Origin of the sequence: Mycobacterium sp. UM_Kg1 (genome assembly GCF_000972925.1) — a bacterium.
Taxonomy (GTDB): Bacteria; Actinomycetota; Actinomycetes; order Mycobacteriales; family Mycobacteriaceae; genus Mycobacterium; species Mycobacterium hiberniae.
In genome coordinates, this window is sequence record NZ_JRMK01000001.1 from 70794 (window position 1) to 90270 (window position 19477).

General features: G+C 69.1%; 18 protein-coding genes and 1 pseudogene. 14 read left to right on the forward strand and 5 right to left on the reverse strand.

All coding sequences use genetic code 11. The annotated features are described in order from the left end of the window. Positions 1–60 precede the first annotated feature (60 nt). Positions 61–975 (forward strand): outer membrane porin GjpA, encoded by a 915-nt coding sequence (gene gjpA, locus LI92_RS00310; RefSeq protein WP_152665281.1) that lies wholly within the window; start codon positions 61–63, stop codon positions 973–975. A 107-nt stretch (positions 976–1082) separates the two neighbouring features. On the opposite strand, the gene LI92_RS00315 is transcribed toward gjpA, so the two are convergent. Together LI92_RS00315 and LI92_RS00320 are read right to left on the reverse strand one after the other, a co-directional pair. Then, complete coding sequence (locus LI92_RS00315) at positions 1083–3959, reverse strand: MMPL/RND family transporter (protein ID WP_046314846.1); 2877 nt, start codon at positions 3957–3959, stop codon at positions 1083–1085. 213 nt (positions 3960–4172) lie between these two features. Next, positions 4173–4916 carry an SIMPL domain-containing protein gene (locus LI92_RS00320; RefSeq protein ID WP_046314847.1) on the reverse strand — a complete coding sequence of 248 codons (744 nt, stop codon included), beginning with the start codon at positions 4914–4916 and terminating at the stop codon, positions 4173–4175. Between the two features lie 65 nt (positions 4917–4981). Between LI92_RS00320 and LI92_RS00325 the strand changes: the two genes are divergently transcribed. Then, positions 4982–5836 (forward strand): SCO6745 family protein, encoded by an 855-nt coding sequence (locus LI92_RS00325; protein ID WP_052740659.1) that lies wholly within the window; start codon positions 4982–4984, stop codon positions 5834–5836. Positions 5837–5897: 61 nt separating this feature from the next. Here LI92_RS00325 and LI92_RS00330 read toward each other — a convergent pair whose 3' ends face one another. Genes LI92_RS00330 through LI92_RS00340 form a run of 3 tightly spaced genes read right to left on the reverse strand, consistent with a single transcriptional unit; the run spans position 5898 to position 9090 of the window. Then, positions 5898–6914: a zinc-binding dehydrogenase gene (locus LI92_RS00330; RefSeq protein WP_046314851.1), complete on the reverse strand. Its 1017-nt coding sequence runs from the start codon at positions 6912–6914 to the stop codon at positions 5898–5900. Then, positions 6914–8119 (reverse strand): LLM class flavin-dependent oxidoreductase, encoded by a 1206-nt coding sequence (locus LI92_RS00335; protein WP_046314853.1) that lies wholly within the window; start codon positions 8117–8119, stop codon positions 6914–6916. Before LI92_RS00335 ends, LI92_RS00330 begins: the two co-directional genes overlap by 1 nt. After that, the gene (locus tag LI92_RS00340) at positions 8116–9090 is read right to left on the reverse strand and encodes an alpha/beta fold hydrolase (protein ID WP_046314898.1); all 975 of its coding nucleotides are present in this window, start codon (positions 9088–9090) and stop codon (positions 8116–8118) included. The genes LI92_RS00335 and LI92_RS00340 overlap by 4 nt, the downstream gene beginning before the upstream one ends. A gap of 163 nt (positions 9091–9253) precedes the next feature. Between LI92_RS00340 and ftsH the strand changes: the two genes are divergently transcribed. The 12 genes and pseudogenes from ftsH to LI92_RS00400 form a co-directional block, all read left to right on the forward strand. After that, positions 9254–11638 (forward strand): ATP-dependent zinc metalloprotease FtsH, encoded by a 2385-nt coding sequence (gene ftsH / locus LI92_RS00345; RefSeq protein WP_046314855.1) that lies wholly within the window; start codon positions 9254–9256, stop codon positions 11636–11638. Positions 11639–11654: 16 nt separating this feature from the next. Continuing rightward, positions 11655–12233 carry a GTP cyclohydrolase I FolE gene (gene folE, locus LI92_RS00350; RefSeq protein WP_046314857.1) on the forward strand — a complete coding sequence of 193 codons (579 nt, stop codon included), beginning with the start codon at positions 11655–11657 and terminating at the stop codon, positions 12231–12233. Next, on the forward strand, positions 12230–13066 hold the full coding sequence (gene folP / locus LI92_RS00355; protein WP_046314859.1) for a dihydropteroate synthase: 837 nt from the start codon (positions 12230–12232) through the stop codon (positions 13064–13066). The genes folE and folP overlap by 4 nt, the downstream gene beginning before the upstream one ends. Further along, complete coding sequence (folB, locus tag LI92_RS00360) at positions 13059–13448, forward strand: dihydroneopterin aldolase (RefSeq protein WP_046314861.1); 390 nt, start codon at positions 13059–13061, stop codon at positions 13446–13448. Before folP ends, folB begins: the two co-directional genes overlap by 8 nt. Continuing rightward, a complete protein-coding gene (gene folK, locus LI92_RS00365) occupies positions 13445–13993 on the forward strand; it encodes a 2-amino-4-hydroxy-6-hydroxymethyldihydropteridine diphosphokinase (RefSeq protein WP_046314863.1) in 549 nt (182 codons plus the stop codon). The genes folB and folK overlap by 4 nt, the downstream gene beginning before the upstream one ends. After that, entirely contained in the window at positions 13993–14478 is a 486-nt protein-coding gene (locus LI92_RS00370) for a DUF3180 domain-containing protein (protein WP_046314899.1), read from the forward strand. The genes folK and LI92_RS00370 overlap by 1 nt, the downstream gene beginning before the upstream one ends. 105 nt (positions 14479–14583) lie before the next feature. Further along, complete coding sequence (locus tag LI92_RS00375) at positions 14584–15906, forward strand: DUF6779 domain-containing protein (RefSeq protein WP_046314865.1); 1323 nt, start codon at positions 14584–14586, stop codon at positions 15904–15906. 126 nt (positions 15907–16032) lie between these two features. Continuing rightward, complete coding sequence (locus LI92_RS00380) at positions 16033–16935, forward strand: Rossmann-like and DUF2520 domain-containing protein (RefSeq protein ID WP_046314867.1); 903 nt, start codon at positions 16033–16035, stop codon at positions 16933–16935. Further along, positions 16932–17885, forward strand: coding sequence for a pantoate--beta-alanine ligase (gene panC / locus LI92_RS00385; RefSeq protein ID WP_046314870.1), 954 nt, complete (start codon positions 16932–16934; stop codon positions 17883–17885). The genes LI92_RS00380 and panC overlap by 4 nt, the downstream gene beginning before the upstream one ends. Next, positions 17885–18301, forward strand: coding sequence for an aspartate 1-decarboxylase (gene panD, locus LI92_RS00390; protein ID WP_046314872.1), 417 nt, complete (start codon positions 17885–17887; stop codon positions 18299–18301). Before panC ends, panD begins: the two co-directional genes overlap by 1 nt. A 2-nt stretch (positions 18302–18303) precedes the next feature. Beyond that, positions 18304–19116 (forward strand): type III pantothenate kinase, encoded by an 813-nt coding sequence (locus tag LI92_RS00395; RefSeq protein ID WP_046314874.1) that lies wholly within the window; start codon positions 18304–18306, stop codon positions 19114–19116. 66 nt (positions 19117–19182) lie between these two features. Beyond that, positions 19183–19477 (forward strand): annotated as a pseudogene (locus LI92_RS00400) (lysine--tRNA ligase); the annotation flags it as partial.

Sequence of the window (19477 nt, forward strand, 5' to 3'; positions counted from 1 at the left end):
CTGGTCGGCATTTCTTGCCGAAGTCAGGAACTTTTTTCATGTTCGGTCGACTTCTTAGGCATGACACAGTTACGTCCCTCTCAGGGCAGCGCAGTTCAGCTCAGCCGCTCCGGCGGCATCGTCGCCGGGGCGGCCTTAGCCGTTGCCGGAATGTGCGCAGCGGGCCCCGCCGTCCCCGCGCTGCCGATCATCACGACAGCGCCGCAGGTGCAACTCGCCGCCTCGATCGACCCGTTCGGGCCGTGGGTGGACGTCTTCAATACGACAGTGGCCAACGGGGCGCAGGTCTTTGACGCCGTCAAGGACGCACTCGCCGGGTTTGCCGACACTCTGGAGGGACAGTTCGCCGCCGCGACGTTCATCGGTGTGGACGTGGCCACGCCCGAGGGCTCGGACTTGGCTGCTCAGACTCTGGACTGGAATCACCTGTGGGCCCTGCAGTACCTGTCGGGGATGGAGTTCGGCATGGGTATCCAGCCGATCGACCCGGTGGAACCCGCGGCGACGTTGTTGACGCTGTTGTCGTCGCCGTTGAGTGGTGTCGCGATGGGGCTGATCGGCCCGCTGGTCAGCCCGGGAGTGGAACTGCTCAACAGCATCGGGTCGATCGTCGAGGCCCTCGGCGGCGGTGATTTCGAAGGAGCGTTGCAAGACCTGCTGGCGGCACCCGCCAACGTGCTCGGGGCGTTCTTCAACGGGGCCACCTTGAACCTCGACGCGCTGGTGCCCTTGCTGAACGACATCCTGCAGGTTCCCGAGGGCAACGCGGTCCTGGGCGCCAGCTTCGACTTCGGTGGTCTTCTCACGCCCGGAGAGACCGAGGCCGGAAACGTGGGCGGTTCGATCTTCAACTCGCTGGGTCTCGACCTGCAGATGGTGGGGATGGGAATGCCCTACTCCGCGCCCGGTGAGGGGGTCGGGCTGATCGCGTCGCTGGTCAACCTCGTGGACATGTTCGCCGACGGTTGGGGCTGACGCGTAGCCGATTTCGGCCGGTGAGCACGAAAGCGGACGTTTCCTTCCAGGAATCGCCCGCTTTCTCGTCGGCCCGGTCGGGCAGCGCGCGGCCGGCGCGCGCGTGCTCAGCGCACGCTCGGGGCTGTCGGGGCGGCGTGCTCCAACCGCTCGACCGGTGCCGGCCAGCGGGCCGGGATGGGACGCGGCCGAACCCGCTGCGGCCACCAGAACCACTTGCCGAGCAGAGCGGCCAGCGAGGGCATCACGAACGACCGGATGACCAGCGTGTCGAAGAGCAGGCCGATGGCGATGGTGGTCCCGATCTGCGCCACCACCGTCAGGTCACTGACCACCATCGACAGCATGGTCAAGGCGAACACCACGCCGGCCGAGGTGACCACCGAACCTGTGCCGCCCATCGCTCGAATGATCCCGGTGTTCAGCCCGGCGTGGACCTCCTCTTTGAACCTCGCGACCAGCAGCAGGTTGTAGTCCGAGCCGACGGCCAACAGGATGATCAACGACATCGCCATCACCATGAAGTGCAGCTCCAAGCCGATGATGTGCTGCCACAACAGGATCGACAGCCCAAATGACGCCCCCAGTGACACCACCACGGTGCCGACTATCACCGCGGCGGCGATCGCGCTTCCGGTGATGATCAGCATGATGATGAAGATCAGGCACAGTGCGGCGATCCCGACTGCCAGGAGGTCGTAGTTGTTGCCCTCTTGCATGTCTTTGAACACCGACGCCGTGCCGCCGACATAGATCTGTGAACCCTCCAGGGGAGTGCCTTTCATGGCCTCCTTCGCCGCATGTCTGATGCCGTCGATGTGGTGAATCCCCTCGGGGGTCAACGGATCGCCGTCGTGGCTGACGATGAATCGCACGGCGTGGCCGTCCGGGGAGACGAAGGTCCGCACGCCGCGCTGGAATTCCGTGTTGGCGAAGACCTCGGGCGGCAGATAGAACGTGTCGTCGTTCCTTGAGTCGTTGAATGCCGCGCCCATGGCGGATTGGTTGTCCAGCATCGCCGCGGTCTGGTCCAACAGGCCGTTCTGGGCGGCAGCCATGGTCAGCATGGTGGTTCGTGTCGTCGCCAGCGCCTGGATCTGCGCCGGCAGCTGCCGGAGCAGTTGCGGCAGGAGGGCATCGAGTCGATCAAGATCGGGCAGCATGTGGTCGATGTCGCCGCTGAGCGTATCGCTGCTGTCGAGGGCATCGAAGACCGATCGCACAGACCAACATGCCGGTATGCCGAAACAATGTGGTTCCCAGTACAGGTAACTGCGCAGCGGTCGCAGGAAATCGTCGAAGTCGGCGATATGATCCCGCAGTTCCGAGGTGTCCGATGCCAGTCGACGCATCGTGTCGACCATGTTGTGCACGGTAGCGGTCATCTCGGTCATCAACAGCTGCATCCGCTCCATGGCGTCGATGCTGCGCTGCAGATCTTGCGCGCTGGAACCGAATTCGGTCATCCGGTCGTGCAGGTAGCCCTGATTGAGCACCTGCAGCGTGCCCTGCATGCTGAGCTGAGCCGGCAAGGTGCTGAACTTCAGCGGGGTGCCGTCGGGTCGGGTGATGGTCTGTACCCGGCTGATCCCCGGCTGTCGTACAACCCGCTTGGCGATCTTGTCGATCACCAGGAAATCCGCCGGATTGCGCAGATCCCGATCGGTCTCCACCAGCAACACCTCGGGATTCATGCGCGCGGTGGAGAAATGCCGCTCGGCCGCCGCGTAACCGGCGGTGGAGGGCAGATCCGCGGGCAGGTAACGGCGTTCGTTGTAGCTGGTGCGATAACCGGGCAGGGCCAGCAGGCCGACCAGGGTCAGCGCGGTGCTGGCGACCAGCACCGGGGCCGGCCAGCGGGCGATCGCCGCACCGAGTTTGCGCCATCCGCGGGTCCGCATCGCCCGCCTGGGCTCCAGCAGCCCCCGCCGGCTGGCAACGGTGATCATCGCCGGACCGAGCGTCAACGCCACCAGCATGGCAACGACCATTCCGGCCGCCAGCGGAATGCCGAGCGTCTGGAAGTAGGGGAGCCGGGTGAAGTGCAGGCACAACGTGGCGCCCGCGATGGTTGATCCCGAGGCCAGGATCACATGAGCCGTGCCGTCGAACATCGTGTGGTAGGCCGTCTCGCGGTCCTCGCCGGCGGTCCTGGCCTCCTGGTAGCGGCCGACCAGCACGATCGCGTAGTCGGTGGCTGCTGCAATCGCCAAGGTGACCAGCAGGTTTGTCGCAAAGGTGGTCAGGCCGATGAGGTGGAAATACGCCAGCGAGGCCACCACCCCGCGCGCCGCGGCCAGGGCGAGAAACACCATCGCCAGGACCACCAGCCCGGTGCCCAGGGACCGGTACACCAACAGAATCATCGTGGTGATGACCAAGAAGGTCAGACCGACGATGACTTGCGCGCTGTGGTCGCCGGCGACCTGCTCGTCGGCGGCCAGAGCCGCCGGGCCGGTGATGTGGGCGATCACCCCCGGCGGTGCGTCGACCTCGGCGACCAGGCTGCGGACCGCCTCAAGCGACTCGTTGGCCAGGGTCTCGCCCTGATTGCCGGCGAGGTGGACCTGCACGTAGGCCGCTCTGCCGTCGTTGCTCTGGGCCCCGGCGGCGGTCAGTGGGTCACCCCAGAAGTCTTGGACGTGCTCCACATGGGTCGTGTTGGCTTTGAGCTTGCCGACCAGGGTGTCGTAGTAACGGTGCGCATCATCGCCGAGCGGCACGCGGCTCTCGAGGAGGATCATCGCCGAGCTGTCGGAGGTGTATTCACCGAAGACCTGGCCCACCCGCTTCATCGCGGTGACCGACGGCGCGAAGTCGGGACTCATCGGTACCGAGCGCAGCTGCCCCACCACCTCCAGCGGCGGCACCACGGTGCTCAGCACGACGACGAAGGCGATCCAGCCGAGAATGACGGCGACGGCGCGGCGGCGGATTCCGGTGGCGACAGGGCTGCGCCGCGGAGGCGGCGTCACCGGCGGCACCCGTGCTCACTCGCCACCATCCGCTACGTCATTCCTTCCTGATGGTCCGCAGGCGACCAGCCCGCACCACAGGATGGGTCGGATGCGGTGGGGGGAAAGTTCCCGAGGGCTTCGCCGGCGCGGCGGGTCTCGGTGGACGCCGCCTCAGAAGAAACCGGTGCCGGACCGCTCGTCAGGCTCGCTGCGGCCGACGCGGCGAGTCCACGGCAGTGCTCAGCTCAGCTCCCACACTGCCGTCACGGTGAAGCTCACGGTCTGCTGGCCGGGCTCGACCGGGGGCGCTGACGCCATCGCGCGCGGCATCGGCATCATGTCCGGCACCGGCGGCGCGGCCCCGCCGGCCACTTCGGAGATCGCGATCACCTGACCGAGTCGCAGGCCCGACAGCTGCGCGTACTGCTGGGCGCGGTCACGGGCGTCGTTGAAAGCCCGTTCCCGGGCGTCGCGCACCAGCGCCGAATCGTCTTCGATGGAGTAGCTCACGCCGTGGATCCGCGTGGCGTCCCCGCCGGCCCGCACGATCACCGCCAGCACCTGGGAGGCGGAATCGCGCTCGACCTTGACCCGGATGGTGTTGCCGGCCCGGTATCCGGTGATGGTCTGGGATCCGCCGGCGTCGGAATTGCCGTACTGGGGCTGCAGGCTGACCTGGGTGGTGCTGATGTCCTTGCGGTCCACGCCGGCATCCACCAGCGCATCGATCACCGCCTGCTGGCGCTCGCTGGTCTGGTTCATCGCGCTGGTGACGTCGCCGGCGACGAACTCGATGCCCGCCTCGGTGGTCAGGGTGTCCGGGACGCCCTGGACCTCGCCGGTGCCCACCACGGTCACCTGCCGCGCGATGTCGGAACCGCCGCCCGGTGCGGCGTCACAACCGGCCACGGCGAGCGTGGAGACGCCCACCAGCGCCAGCGTCATCGACCAGCGGAGAATCGTCCGGGCGCTGTGTGTCGGCATGCTAGGAACCCTAGCGGAGTCGACGCACACCCCGCGGAAAAAGATCCATGAGGCACACTGATGCGATGACCTCCGACCCGTCGCGAGTACTGTCCGCCGCCATCGAGCCGTTCGCCGGCCAGGTCTACTTCTCCCCGGAGTGCCACCGTGGTTATGCGGCACTCGGTTTCGGCGCCAGCCCGGCGACCGTCGACGGGGTCGAAATGCCGGACGGGCCGGCCTACTTCTGCAGCCGCGGCTCCGCGATGGGACAGGCGCCGGGCGAGCTGATCGCCGCGGCATTCGCGGTGTTCAATCCGGCGGTGGTGGTTCCCGCCGTCGACTACGGCTGGAAGCTGACCGACGCGCCGACCATCCGGGCGGCCCGCACCGAAGGCGCGACGGCTCAGTTGCGGCGCGTCCTGGGGGCGGCCCCCGAGGGCCTTGACCGGGCGGTGGAGTTGCTGCGCAGCGCCGCGGAGGGCCTCGCGGTTGCGGGCAAGCCGCTGTTCGCAGGGCTGGTGGGCGCCGGGCTGACCGGCGACCCGCTGTCCGACGCCTGGCTGTTGGCCGACCGGCTCCGGGAGTTCCGCGGCGATGCGCACGTCAACGCCTGGGTCGCAGCCGGATTCGACGCCGTCGAGATCGGGCTGATCACCGAGCTCTACCGTGGATTGGCGCCGCGCAGCTATGTGCGGACCAGAGCGTGGAGTGAAGAGGAGTTGGCCGCCGGCGAGGCGCGGCTGGCCGAGCGGGGCCTGGCGCGCGACGGCGTGATCACCGATGCGGGGCGGGCCGCTCGCGAGGCGGTCGAGACCGCGACCGACGCCGCATGTGCCCCGATCGTCGCCCGGCTCGGCGACGACCTGAGCGAGCTGGCCGATCTGGTCGGCGGGTGGTCGCGGCAACTTGTCGAGGCCGGCGCTTTCCCTAAGGGCTGATCAGCCCTGGCGGTTGGTCGCAAGCGCGGCGCAGCCGGGCGCAGCGGGCCGTCGCGTATGCCTAAGGGGTGACCAGGATCTTGCAGTGCCGGTCCGGGTCGGCCAGTTCGTCGAACGCCGCACCCACGCCGTCGAGTCCGACCTCGCCGGTGATCAGCGGCGCCACGTCGATCTCGCCCTCGGCGACGGCGCGCAGGGATGCGGCGAACTCCGCCGGTTCGTAGGCGAAGACGAACTGCACACTGATCTCCTTGGCGATGCCGTAGAAGGGGTGCACGGTGTCGGGTTCCATGCACACCCCGGCGACCACCAGCCGGCTGCCCACCGGCGCTCGTCGCAGGACATCGTCGATGATGCCCGGCACGCCGATCGCCTCGAAGATCACTTTCGGGCTCACGGTGTCAAACGGCGATCCCTGGGCCGGGTCCACGGTGCGATGAGCGCCCATGGCCGTCGCCAGCTTCCGCCGGGCGGCGGAATAGTCGGCAGCGACAATGTCGTGCACGCCCGCGTTGCGCAACGCGGCGATGATCGCCATGCCGATCGGGCCGCAGCCCAGGACCAGTGCGGTCTCGCCGGGAGCCATGGCGGACTTGTTGACCGCGTGCAGCCCCACAGCCATCGGCTCGGTCAGGGCAGCGTGGCGCGGATCCAGCCCGTTGGGGATCTTCAGCAGCAGCGGAGCCGACAACAGCATCTTCTCGGCGTATCCGCCGACCGTGGTGTTGGAGTAAACGATCGGCTCGACGCCCGTGGCCCCCAGCAGAACCGGAATCGAGGTGACCGGTGTTCCGGCGGGAAAGGTCTCCGTAGCGGGTCCGGCCTGCAGCACCTTCGCGCTGAACTCGTGGCCCATGAAGACGTCGGCGCCCAAGTCGACCGATGCCTGCGCCGAAGGGCTGCCGGACATGGACTGCGTTGCGGCCAGCACCTGCGCGCCGTGCGCGGCGAAATGCAGGTCCGATCCGCAGATGCCGCAGGCGGTCACCTCCACCAGCACCTGGCCCGGACCCGGTGCGGGCTCCGGCAGGTCGTCGCGGTAGACCATTCGCCCGTCACGCAGCACCGCTGCGCGCATCAGCGTGAATTACCCGTTTTGGGGGGCGCCGTCTCGGTCACGTGCTCCACGACTGCGTTCTTGATCGCCTCGCCGGCCCGGCTGAACAGCGTGTCGCGCATCCCCTTAGCCCACTCGTGTGAGGCCTTGGGTGCGGCGAGTTGGCCCTTGAAATGCGGAATCACCTTGCGGGCCAACAGCTCGTAGCTGTGGTAGGTCGCCTCCGGTGAGGCCCAGTCATGCCCGAGGAACAGCAGGGTGCCGAAGCCGCCGGAGCGCTCCAACAGGTCGGTGATGTGTTCGATCGCGTCATCGGGCGTACCGATGCAGCAGCTTCCGGCCGCGGCATAGGCCTCCACGAATTCGGTCGGCGTCTGCGGTGAGCCCTCGACCTCGCTGGCCAGCGGTACGAACCCGGCCGCACCGAAGTAGTTCGCGAAATCCTGCAGGCCATAGGTGCAGTCAGCCACCGCCTGCTCGCGGGTGTCGGCGATGTGCATGATGCTCAGCACCCGCCAGTCGTCGCGGTCCGGTTCGTCGCGGCCGGCCTTGGCCGCCTGGTCGCGCACCACCTCCCAGGTGTTCTCCAGGGCGGCAAACCCGCCGGGCACCGACATCGACAGGGACAACAGTGAGGTTCCCAGCGCGCCGGCCAGTCGCGGACCGGATGGCGAAACCATTGCGGCGGCGGAGATCTCCGGATACGGCCAGGTGTAGGGCCGAATATGCAGGGCCGCGTCGCGCAGCGTGAACCAGTCCGAATGCCGGGTGACCAGTTCGCCCGGCTCGGCCCGGAACAGCGCCAGGATGGCCTCCAGGGATTCCTGCATCATCCGGCGCTGCTCGACCGGATCGATGCCCATCATGTGCGCGTCGGTGGGCAGGGCTCCCGGGCCGGCGCCGAACATCACCCGCCCGCGGGTCAGGTGATCCAGCAGCACCCAGCGGTCGGCCACCATCAGCGGGTGGTGGTAGGGCAGCGAAACCACCCCGGTGCCCAGCCGAATGTGTTTGGTGCGTTCGGCGGCCGCCGCGATGAACACCTCGGGGCATGCGATCAGTTCGTAGCCGCCCGAATGGTGCTCACCGAACCACGCCTCGTCGAAGCCCAGACGGTCCAGTGCGACCACCCGTTCCAGGTCGTACTCCAAAGCGACGGTGGGCGATTGACCTAGCGCATGGAACGGGGTGATGAAAACCCCGAAGCGCAGCGGCCGGGCGGTCACGCTGCGGCTCCGGTCGGAAGACCGGCCAAGAACTCCAGCAATGCCGCGTTGACCTCGTCGGGCCGTTCCTGTTGCAGCCAGTGGCCGGCGCCGTCGATCATCACCTCGCGGTAGGGACCCGTCACCAGCTCGGCTGCGCGGTCGCGGCGGGTGAAGGTCAGCACCGGATCGGCAGTCCCGGCGATGAACAAGGTGGGTACGTCGATGGTGGCGGCGGTCGGATTAGACATGATCTCCCAGTTGCGGTCGAGGTTGCGGTACCAGTTCAGTCCTCCGGTGAAACCGGTGCGGGTGAACTCGGCGATGTAGTGGTCCAGTTCTTCACCGCTGATCCAGTCCGGACGCCCGGCCGGCTCGGCAATCCGCTCGATGAAGCCCATCGGGCCGGGAGCGGTCATCAGCAGCGCCGATTCACGGTCGCTGGGACTGAGGCCGCCCACCATCCGGCGGATGGTCCGGGCCGGGTCGGCGGCCAGTTCCGCGTCGGCCACCCCCGGCTCCTGGAAATACAGCATGTAGAAAAAATTCTCGCCGAACAGGGCGCGGAAGGCCTCGGTCGGCGGAACCTGCGATCGGGGCACCGGCGGCACGCTGAGGCCAGCCACCGCCGCCACCCGGTCCGGGTGCAACTGCGCGGCGCTGAAGACCACCGGGGCGCCCCAGTCGTGGCCGATCCAGATCGCACGCTGCGCGCCGACGTCGTCCAACAGGCCGACCAGGTCGCCGGTGAGTGCAGCGATGTCGTAGGCGGCGATCTCCTCCGGCCGCGACGAGCCGCCGTAGCCGCGCTGGTCGGGGGCCAGCACATGGAAACCCGCATCGGCCAGCGCCGGGATCTGATGTCGCCAGGAAAAGGCCAGCTCGGGGAATCCGTGCGCCAGCAACACCACCGGTGCGCCCCGCTCGCCCGCCTCGGTGACCCGCAGGGTCACGCCGTTGGTGTCGACGAAACGTTCGGTTGCGCGCTGGATTGCCGGAGACACCGTCACACCAAACCACAACCCGGTCGGGATGGAACAGGGTTCAGTGGGTCTGCGGTGGCCGCCCTGGGCCCGTTTGTGCCGGGGGACGGTAGCCTGAACATGCCCAGCTGCATGTAATTGGAAGGATTTGGCCGCGTCCGGCCGATGTCTGATGAATCGCAAAAATGTGATCCGAACCGTCACCGCGATCGCAGTGATCCTGCTGCTCGGTTGGTCGTTCTTCTATTTCAGTGACGACACGCGCGGTTACAAGCCGGTCGACACCTCCGTCGCGGTGGCCCAGATCCACAGCGGCAACGTCAAGAGCGCTCAACTCGACGACCGCGAGCAACAGCTGCGCCTGGTGCTCAAGAACCCGCTCACCAGCGTCGAAGTGGCCGGTCAGTCCGGCAAGGCCGACAAGTCCGGCCGGTCGGAGAAGGTCGACAAACTGATCACCAAGTACCCGACCGGGTATGCGGTTCCGCTCTACACCGCGTTGACCGCCAAAAAAGCCGAGATCAACACCACGGTGAACCAGGGCAGCCTGCTGGGCTCGTTGCTGATCTACATGCTGCCGATGCTGTTGCTGATCGGCCTGTTCGTGATGTTCTCGCGCATGCAGGGCGGCGCCCGGATGGGATTCGGCTTCGGCAAGTCGCGCGCCAAACAGCTGGGCAAGGACATGCCCAAGACCACCTTCGCCGACGTCGCCGGCGCCGACGAGGCGGTCGAGGAGCTCTACGAGATCAAGGACTTCCTGCAGAACCCGGGCCGGTATCAGGCGCTGGGCGCCAAGATCCCCAAGGGTGTGCTGCTCTACGGGCCGCCCGGAACCGGCAAGACGTTGCTGGCCCGCGCGGTCGCCGGTGAGGCCGGTGTGCCGTTCTTCACCATCTCCGGCTCGGACTTCGTGGAGATGTTCGTCGGTGTCGGCGCCTCCCGGGTGCGGGACCTTTTCGAGCAGGCCAAACAGAACAGCCCCTGCATCGTGTTCGTCGACGAGATCGATGCGGTCGGCCGGCAGCGCGGGGCCGGGCTGGGCGGCGGCCACGACGAGCGTGAGCAGACCCTCAACCAGCTGCTGGTGGAGATGGACGGCTTCGGTGAGCGGGCCGGGGTCATCCTGATCGCGGCCACCAACCGGCCCGACATCCTCGACCCCGCCCTGCTGCGGCCCGGGCGTTTCGACCGCCAGATCCCGGTGACCAACCCCGACATCGCGGGGCGGCGTGCGGTGCTGCGGGTGCATGCCAAGGGCAAGCCGATCGCACCAGACGCCGATCTGGACGCCCTGGCCAAGCGCACGGTGGGCATGTCCGGCGCCGATTTGGCCAATGTGATCAACGAGGCGGCACTGCTGACCGCGCGCGAGAACGGCACCGTGATCACCGGCGCCGCTTTGGAAGAGGCGGTGGACCGGGTGATCGGCGGTCCCCGCCGCAAGAGCCGGATCATCAGCGAACACGAAAAGAAGATCACCGCCTACCACGAAGGTGGGCACACCCTGGCGGCCTGGGCGATGCCCGACATCGACCCCGTCTACAAGGTGACCATCCTGGCCCGTGGCCGCACCGGCGGTCACGCGGTGGCGGTGCCCGAAGAGGACAAGGGGCTGCGTACCCGCTCGGAGATGATCGCGCAACTGGTCTTCGCGATGGGCGGGCGCGCCGCCGAGGAACTGGTGTTCCGCGAGCCGACCACCGGCGCGGTCTCCGACATCGAGAAAGCCACCGCGGTCGCACGGGCCATGGTCACCGAGTACGGCATGAGCGCCAAGCTGGGCGCGGTCCGCTACGGCAGCAACCACGGCGACCCCTTCGTCGGCCGGGCCATGGGCACGCAGCCCGACTACTCCCACGAAGTGGCCCGCGACATCGACGACGAGGTGCGCAAGCTGATCGAAGCCGCACACACCGAGGCGTGGGAGATCCTGACCGAGTACCGCGACGTCCTCGACATTCTGGCCGGCGAGCTCTTGGAGAAGGAGACGCTGCACCGCGCCGACTTGGAGAAGATCTTCGGTGACGTCGTCAAGCGGCCCCGGCTGACGGCGTTCGACGACTTCGGTGGGCGTACCCCGTCGGACAAGCCGCCGATCAAGACCCCCGGCGAGCTGGCGATGGAGCGCGGAGAACCGTGGCCGCAGCCCAAGCCCGAACCGGCGTTCAAGGCGGCCATCGCCCAGGCGACGCGGGAGGCGGCGGTCAGGGCGGCCGAGGCCGGCCCCAACGGAAGCAACGGTGTGCCCGCGGGCGGCGACGCCGTGCCGCCGGCCACCCAGCCCGACTACGGCGCCCCGGCGGGCTGGCAGGCACCCGGCTGGCCGCCCGCACAGCAGCAGTCGCAGCCCCCGCAGCAGGGCGGCTACTGGTATCCGCCCCAGCATTGGCCGCAGCAGGGTTACCCGCCCGCTCCGCAGTACCCGCCGTATCAGCAGCACCAGCCGTACCCCGGTGGCGGCCAGCCGCCGCCACCGCCGGTACCGTCCGGTGAGGCCGACGGCGGCGGTCGCAGCGCCGAGAAGAATCGGTCCGAGCAGCCGTCGGGTGACTGAGAAAGCGGGGTCGACGATGTCGTCGGCAATTTTCGATCAGGCGCGCGCGGAGGCTGCCGTACGCGAGCTGCTGTTCGCCGTCGGCGAAGATCCCGACCGGGCGGGCCTGCTCGACACCCCGGCTCGGGTGGCGCGGGCCTATCGGGAGATGTTCGCCGGGCTCTACACCGATCCGGACGAGGTACTGGAGACCACCTTCGACGAGCAGCACGAGGAGCTGGTGATCGTCAAGGAGATCCCGCTCTACTCGACCTGCGAGCACCATCTGGTGGCTTTTCACGGCGTCGCACACGTCGGCTACATCCCGGGCTACGACGGCCGGATCACCGGCCTGTCCAAGCTGGCCCGGGTGGTCGACCTCTACGCCAAGCGGCCCCAGGTGCAGGAGCGGCTGACCGCGCAGGTCGCCGACGCGCTGATGCGCAAGCTCGACCCGCGCGGAGTCATCGTGGTGGTCGAAGCCGAGCACCTGTGTATGGCGATGCGGGGAGTGCGCAAACCCGGTGCGATAACCACCACCTCTGCGGTTCGGGGGCAGTTCAAATCCGACAGCACGTCGCGCGCTGAGGCCCTGGAACTCATCCTGCGCAAGTGAGCCCGACACGCGTCCAGATCGTCGGGGTGGTCAACGTCACCGCCGATTCGTTCTCCGACGGCGGGCGCTACCTCAACCTCGATCGTGCTGTCGAGCACGGCCTGGACCTGGCGGGCCAAGGCGCCGCGATCATCGACGTGGGGGGTGAGTCGACCCGCCCCGGCGCGGTGCGCGTCGATCCGCAGGCAGAGGCGCAGCGCGTCGTTCCGGTCGTGAAACAACTCGCCGACCACGGTATTACCGTCAGCATCGACACCATGAACGCCGCCGTCGCCGAGGCGGCGCTCGACGCCGGTGCCACGATCGTCAACGACGTGTCCGGGGGAGCGGCGGACCCCGACATGGCGCCGCTGGTGGCTTCGTCGGGAGCCCGATGGGTGCTCATGCACTGGCGCCCGGTCGACCCCGAAGACCCGCATCGCGTGCCCTGTTACCGCGACGTCGCCGCCGAGGTGCGCGAGGACCTACTCGCCGCCGTCGCCGCGGCGGTGGCCGCCGGCGTGGACCCGGCACGGCTGATCATCGACCCCGGGCTGGGCTTCGCCAAAACCGCACAACACAATTGGGCGCTGCTGCACCGATTGCCGCAACTGGTCGAACTCGGTATGCCGGTGCTCATCGGGGCGTCCCGCAAGCGGTTTCTCGGTACGCTGCTGTCCGGCGAGGACGGCAAGCCGCGGTCGCCTGACGAACGCGAAACGGCCACGGCGGTGGTCTCGGCCCTGTCCGCCCTACACGGAGCCTGGGGCGTTCGGGTGCACGATGTGCGGGCCTCGGCCGATGCGCTTCGAGTCGTCGAAGCCTGGAGGCAAGGAGGCGGGGCCGGTGACTGATCGGATCGAGTTGCGCGGCTTGACGGTGCGGGGCAACCACGGGGTGTTCGCCCATGAACGGGCCGACGGCCAGGATTTCGTCGTCGACATCACCGTCTGGATGGATCTCACCGTCGCCGCGGCCAGCGACGACCTGTCCGACACTTACGATTACGGTCTGCTGGCGCAGCGCGCGGCGGACATCGTCGCCGGGCCGCCGCGCGATCTGATCGAAACCGTGGCCGCCGAGATCGCCGAGGAGGTGATGGGCGACATGCGGGTGCAAGCCGTGGAGGTGACGCTGCATAAACCGCAGGCGCCCATTCCCCTGACCTTCGCCGACGTGGCGGTGGTGGCACGGCGCTCGCGGGGCGACCGGCGCGGCAGGGTGGTCCCGGCGTGAGCCGCGCGGTGCTGTCCATCGGCTCCAACCTGGGGGACCGACTGACGTGGATGCAGTCGGCGGTCGACGGCCTGGGTAGCGCGGTGCGCGCGGTGTCGGGGGTATATGAGACCGAGGCGTGGGGCGGCGTGCCACAGGGCCCCTTCCTCAACGCGGTGCTCGTCGTCGACGACCCGGCCGCCGACGAGCGGCAGTGGCTGCGCCGGGCGCACGAACTGGAGCAGGGGGCCGAACGCGTGCGGACGCAGCGGTGGGGGCCGCGAACCCTGGATGTCGACGTGATCAGCTGCCGGCGTGCCGACGGCATGCCGGTGCGCTCCGACGACGAGGAGCTGACCCTGCCGCATCCCAGGGCCCACCTGCGCGCCTTCGTCCTGGTGCCCTGGTTGTCGGTGGAACCGGACGCGCGCTTGACCGTGGGAGACCGGTCGCGGGCGGTGCAGGACCTTCTCGATGACCTCGATCCCGCCGAGCGGGACGGGGTGGCGTTGACGGATCTGGTGCTGCACCGCCGGGAGTGGCCGGCGCGCGTCGGGAGCAACTGATGGGGCCGACCCGCACCCGCGACGTGACCGCGGCGGCGGTTGCCGTCGCGATCCTGAGCTATCTGGCGGTCCCGCTGCTGTACCGGTGGTTTCCCCCGATCACGGTGTGGACCGGCATATCGCTGCTGGCGGTCGCGATCGCCGAAGCCGGCTGGGGCCGCTACGTCGGACGCAAGATCGCCGACGGTCAGATCGGTGCCGGGGCGGGGCGGCTGCATCCGCTGGCGGTGGCGCGCACCGTGGTGGTGGCCAAAGCATCGGCGTGGATGGGGTCGCTGGTGCTGGGCTTCTGGTTGGGCGTGCTCGGCTACCTGCTGCCGCGCCGTTCCACCCTGCAGGTCGCCGCCGAGGACACCTCGGGTGCGGTGGTGGCGGCGGTCAGCGCCCTGGCGCTGCTCATCGCGGCGTTGTGGCTGCAGAATTGCTGTAAATCGCCGCACGATCCGGGCTCGCCCACAGAGCTGCCCGGAAATCAACCCGGGTGAGAATCGCCGGTGCGGGGCGACACGCTGATTGACCACGCCCAGGTACAGTCGGGCAATGCGCGCCAGCGACGAAACGGGACGAAGCGACGAGGTGGAGCCGCGCAGATGAATTCGGTCCTGTTCCGCGCCCCGGGTCGGCGTGGAGGCCGCAGGCCGGGCTGGACGTTGATGACGGCGTTGCTGATCCTGGCGATCGCCGCCAGTTCGGCACTGGTGTTCACCAACCGGGTGGAGCTGCTCAAGCTCGCGGTCATCATCGCGCTATGGGCTGCGGTCGCGGCGGCGTTCGTCTCGGTGATCTATCGGCGGCAAAGCGATGTCGACCAGGCCCGCGCCCGCGACCTGAAACTGGTCTATGACCTGCAACTGGATCGGGAGATCTCGGCGCGGCGCGAGTACGAACTCACGGTGGAGTCCCAGCTGCGCCGCGAGCTGGCCTCCGAGCTGCGCGCGCAGGCCGCCGACGAGGTCGCGGCGCTGCGCGCCGAGCTGGCAGCGCTGCGCACCAACCTGGAGATTCTGTTCGACGCAGACCTGAGCCAGCGGCCGGCTCTCGAGCCGGAGCGCACTCCGGTTCGTGCCTACAGCGACTGGGCGCGTTCGGGCGCGGAATCCGCTCCCGGCGGACCCGCGCGCGCCCCGTCGTCGGCCGCCACCGGCTATCCGCCGGATTCGGTCACCGCGACCGCGGAGAATCCGATCATCGACGTACCGGAGGTGCGGATTCCGGCCGCCGGCAGCACCCCGGCCCAGGAATCACCCCAGGTGTCCCCGCAGGCGCCCTCGTACGCCGAGGGCCGCCGTGGCTCGCATCGCCGCAGGGCGGACGAGTCGCCCCGCCGGGCCTCCGAGGACAACGCGCCGCCACCGGCCGCCGAGGGCTGGGCGCAGCCGCCACAGCCCTTCGTCGCTGCCGAAACACGCCGCGAGCCCGAACCACCACCACCACCGCCGCCACCGCCCTGGGTTACGTCCTCGGCGCCCAGCTGGAAACCTGTTGGTGCCGAAGGGGAGTGGCTTCCCCCCGGTGCGCCGGGCAGCAACTGGTCGGCAGATGCGACGGCAGAGTCGCTCCGGCGGCCCGCGCCGGAGCGCAGCGAGGAGAGGCCGAGCAGGCACGGTCGCCACGCCGGCCCAGCCGATTCCGACAGCGGCGCGGAGCCGGCACGCCCTGAGGGGCAGGGGCGCCGGCGGGCGCGCTCGCGCCACGCTGCCGAATCGGACGGCGACCACTTCCGGCTCCCGCCGGTCGAGTCCCCGGCAGGGGCGGCCGTCGGATCGCCGGAGGCCGAACCCGAGGCTGCCCCCCAGGGACGGCACGGCCACGCGGATGAACCCGGTACCGGCGGTCAGTCGGTGGCCGATCTGCTGGCCCGCCTACAGCAGGGGCCCGTCGAGGGCCGTCGGCGCCGCCGCCGCGAAGAGTGACCGGCAGGCACTGCGACCAACGTCACTGTCGAGGCAGCCGCGGATCGGGATAGAATTCCGGCGACCGTCCGGTACCCGCAGAGCGGGACTGGAACGAATATCGAGAGAACCTGTGAGGTCGTCTGCATGGCGCAGTTCGACGGACTGCGGCCCGCCCGGCTCAAGGTCGGCGTCATCTCGGCCGGCCGCGTCGGCACCGCCCTGGGCGTAGCGCTCGAGCGCGCCGAGCACGTCGTGGTCGCGTGCAGCGCCATCTCCGAGGAGTCCCGGCAACGGGCCCGGCGCCGCCTTCCGGACAGCCTGGTGCTGCCGGCTCCCGACGTGGCGGCCGACGCCGAACTGCTCCTGCTCGCCGTACCCGACACCGAACTGGCCGGCATCGTTTCCGGCCTGGCGGCCACCGGCGCGGTGCGGGCGGGAACGATCGTCGTGCACACCTCCGGCGCCACCGGGATCGGGGTGCTTGCGCCGTTGACCGAACAGGGCTGCCTGCCGCTGGCCATCCACCCGGCGATGACCTTCACCGGCTCCGACGAGGACATCGACCGGTTGCCGGAAAGCTGCTTCGGCATCACCGCCGCCGACGAGGTCGGCTTCGCCGTCGCCGAGGCGCTGACCTGTGAGATCGGCGCTGAACCGTTTCGGGTCGACGAAACCGCGCGCACCCTCTACCACGCCGCGTTGTGTCACGGCGGAAACCACGTGGTCACGGTGATCGATGACGCGCTGACGGCGTTGCGGGCGGCGCTGCCCGCGCGGCTGGGCTCCGGCATGGCCGAGGACCCGGACGGCATCGCCGAGCGGGTGCTCGGACCGCTGGTGCGTGCAGCGCTGGCCAACACCCTGCGCGACGGCCGGTCAGCGCTGACCGGGCCGGTGGCCCGTGGCGACTCCAAGACCGTGGCCGGGCATCTGCGGGCGCTGACCGGCGTCGATTCGGACCTGGCCGAGGCCTATCGGACCAACGCGCTACGCACCGCGCACCGGGCCGGTGCACCCGACGACGTACTGGAGGTTCTGGCGCGATGAGCTCCCACCCGCACCGGGGCCCGGGGCCCACCTTCACCGCCGGTGGACTCAACGTCTACGACCGGCCCGACGACGTCGCCCGCGTCAGCCGTGCCCTGCGCGCCACCGGTCGCCGGGTCATGCTGGTGCCGACCATGGGCGCCTTGCACGAGGGCCACCTGTCGTTGGTCGCAGCGGCGCAGCGGGTGCCCGGCTCGGTGGTGGCGGTGTCGATCTTCGTCAATCCGCTGCAGTTCGGGGCCGGTGAAGACCTGGAGGCCTATCCCCGCACCTTGGACCAGGATCTGGCCGCGCTGCGCGACGCGGGCGTCGAACTGGTTTTCACCCCGACCGCCGCCGCGATGTACCCGCACGGTCCGCGCACCGCGGTGAACCCGGGCGCGCTGGGAGCCGAACTCGAAGGCGCCGCACGCCCGACCCACTTCGCCGGCATGCTCACCGTGGTCGCCAAACTGCTTTCGATCGTCAATCCGGACCGGGTGTTCTTGGGGGAGAAGGACTATCAGCAGCTGGTGCTGGTGCGCCAGATGGTCACCGATCTGAACCTGGACGTGACGGTGGTGGGTGTGCCCACCGTGCGCGAAGCCGACGGCCTGGCAATGTCGTCGCGCAACCGCTACCTCGACCCCGCCCAGCGGGAGGCCGCGACCGCCCTGTCGGCCGCCTTGGCCGCCGGTGAGCGCGCGGCAGCCGACGGCGCCCAGGCGGCGCTGGACGCCGCGGCCGCGGTGCTGTCCGCGGTGGAGGGCGTCGACGTCGACTACCTGCAGGTCCGCGGCACCGACCTGGGCCCGGCGCCCGCGCACGGTCCCGGGCGGCTGCTGATCGCCGCCCGAGTCGGCACCACCCGGTTGCTCGACAACGCGGCCATCACCCTCGGATGTCCCATCGACGCAGAGGCGGCGTCGGTCGGTTCGGATGTATTTCCCGTATCAACCCGGAGGAATTGATGTTTCGGACGATGCTCAAGTCGAAGATTCACCGTGCCACGGTCACCCACGCCGATCTGCACTACGTGGGTTCGGTGACCATCGACGCCGACCTGATGGACGCTGCCGACCTGCTTGAAGGCGAACAGGTGACGATCGTCGACATCGACAACGGCGCCCGACTGGTGACCTATGCCATCACCGGCGAGCGGGGCAGCGGCGTGATCGGGATCAACGGTGCGGCCGCGCATCTGGTGCATCCCGGGGACCTGGTGATTCTGATCGCCTACGGCACCATGGAGGACGCCGAGGCGCGCCAGTACCGCCCGCGGATCGTGTTCGTCGACGCCGAGAACAAGCAGGTGGATCTCGGCGACGACCCGGCTTTCGTGCCCGACGACGTCTCCGATCTGCTCTCGCCCCGAAGCGTGCGCTAGCCGTGCTGCTGGCGATCGACGTCCGCAACACCCACACCGTCATCGGCCTCATAACCGGTTCCGGTGAGCACGCAAATGTGGTGCAGCAGTGGCGGATCCGCACCGAGGCGGAGATCACGGCCGACGAGCTGGCGTTGACCCTCGACGGTCTCATCGGCGATGACGGCGAACAGCTCACCGGTGTCGCCGCGCTTTCCACAGTCCCCTCGGTGCTGCACGAGGTGCGACTGATGCTCGACCAATACTGGCCCGCGGTCCCGGCGGTGCTGATCGAGCCCGGTGTGCGCACCGGGATCCCACTGCTGGTGGACAACCCCAAGGAAGTCGGGGCCGACCGTATCGTCAACGCACTGGCCGCCCACCACAAGTTCAAGACGGCGGCCATCGTCGTCGACTTCGGCTCGTCGATCTGCGTCGACGTGGTTTCGGCCAAGGGCGAATTTCTCGGCGGCGCCATCGCGCCGGGCCTGCAGATCTCCTCGGACGCCGCAGCGGCACGATCTGCGGGACTGCGGCGGGTCGAACTCACCCGTCCGCGTTCGGTGATCGGCAAGAACACCGTCGAATGCATGCAGGCCGGGGCGATCTACGGGTTCGCCGGGCTGGTCGACGGGCTGGTCCGCCGCGTACGCGAGGAGGCCGCGAGCGCCGGCGACGACGTGACCGTGGTGGCCACCGGCCACTCCGCGCCGCTGTTGCTCGCCGATCTGGAGACCGTCGACCACCACGACCCCAACCTCACCCTGGACGGGCTGCGGCTGGTGTTCGAACGCAACCGCAACAACCAGCGCGGCAGGCTGCGCCCGGCGCGCTGACGGCCGTCGGCTTTTCGTTCTGGCTGCCCTGTTCCTCTAAGCTGGCGGGTCGTGAGCTCCGCCGACATCTCCCGCCATACGCAGGACGAATCCGACCTCCCCGAGCAGTTCCGGATCCGCCGCGACAAGCGGGCGCGACTGCTGGCCGAAGGCCGCGACCCCTATCCGGTGGAGGTGCAGCGCACCCATACCCTCGCCCAGATCCGGGCCCAGTACCCCGACCTGGTCGCCGACACCACCACCGGCGACGTCGTCGGCATCGCGGGGCGGGTGGTGTTCGCCCGCAACTCGGGCAAGTTGTGCTTCGCGACCCTGCAGGAGGGCGACGGAACCCAGCTGCAGGTGATGATCAGCCTGGCCA

What these genes read in the sequence shown, in the direction of transcription:
- LI92_RS00380 (WP_046314867.1), top strand. Translation starts at nt 16,033, where the DNA reads ATGGCGCAGTTCGACGGACTGCGGCCCGCCCGGCTCAAGGTCGGCGTC.
- LI92_RS00375 (WP_046314865.1), top strand. Translation starts at nt 14,584, where the DNA reads ATGAATTCGGTCCTGTTCCGCGCCCCGGGTCGGCGTGGAGGCCGCAGG.
- LI92_RS00370 (WP_046314899.1), top strand. Translation starts at nt 13,993, where the DNA reads ATGGGGCCGACCCGCACCCGCGACGTGACCGCGGCGGCGGTTGCCGTC.
- LI92_RS00325 (WP_052740659.1), top strand. Translation starts at nt 4,982, where the DNA reads ATGACCTCCGACCCGTCGCGAGTACTGTCCGCCGCCATCGAGCCGTTC.
- ftsH (WP_046314855.1), top strand. Translation starts at nt 9,254, where the DNA reads ATGAATCGCAAAAATGTGATCCGAACCGTCACCGCGATCGCAGTGATC.
- LI92_RS00320 (WP_046314847.1), bottom strand. Translation starts at nt 4,916, where the DNA reads ATGCCGACACACAGCGCCCGGACGATTCTCCGCTGGTCGATGACGCTG.
- folE (WP_046314857.1), top strand. Translation starts at nt 11,655, where the DNA reads ATGTCGTCGGCAATTTTCGATCAGGCGCGCGCGGAGGCTGCCGTACGC.
- LI92_RS00330 (WP_046314851.1), bottom strand. Translation starts at nt 6,914, where the DNA reads ATGCGCGCAGCGGTGCTGCGTGACGGGCGAATGGTCTACCGCGACGAC.
- panD (WP_046314872.1), top strand. Translation starts at nt 17,885, where the DNA reads ATGTTTCGGACGATGCTCAAGTCGAAGATTCACCGTGCCACGGTCACC.
- panC (WP_046314870.1), top strand. Translation starts at nt 16,932, where the DNA reads ATGAGCTCCCACCCGCACCGGGGCCCGGGGCCCACCTTCACCGCCGGT.
- gjpA (WP_152665281.1), top strand. Translation starts at nt 61, where the DNA reads ATGACACAGTTACGTCCCTCTCAGGGCAGCGCAGTTCAGCTCAGCCGC.